Origin of the sequence: Mesorhizobium sp. M7D.F.Ca.US.004.03.1.1, assembly GCF_003998635.1 — a bacterium.
Lineage (GTDB): Bacteria > Pseudomonadota > Alphaproteobacteria > Rhizobiales > Rhizobiaceae > Mesorhizobium > Mesorhizobium loti.
Map to the genome: position 1 here is coordinate 1 of NZ_RZQG01001858.1, position 402 is coordinate 402.

Here is a 402-nt window from a genome sequence, read left to right on the forward strand (position 1 = left end):
TCCTTGGTGATGCCGTCGACGGCCTTGCGCACGGCGGCCTCCGTCGTCTCGTGGGTGACGAGGATCACCGTCTTCTGTGCCGCCGCCTCGCCGTTGACCGCGTGCTGGACGATCGATTCCAGCGAAATGTCGTTGTCGGCCATGCGCTTGGCTATCGCCGCAAACACGCCGATGCGATCATGCACGGTCAGCCGGATGAAGTAGCCGCCGGCATGGCTGCGCATCTGCGCCTTCTTGTACGGTTTCAGCTCCTTCGCCGGCCGGCCGAAGACCGGACCGTGCTGGAAGCCCGGCCGGCTCTTGGCGATGTCGGCGATGTCGCCGATGACGGCCGAGGCGGTGGCATTGCCGCCAGCACCGGGGCCTGACAGCAGCAGCTCGCCCAGAATGTCGGTCTCGATC

1 protein-coding gene is annotated in these 402 nt (G+C 66.4%); it reads right to left on the reverse strand.

All coding sequences use genetic code 11. The features are described 5' to 3' along the window. Positions 1 to 402, reverse strand: a 402-nt coding sequence (locus tag EN935_RS40405; protein ID WP_127374466.1) for an ACT domain-containing protein, incomplete at both ends; no start/stop codon positions are given.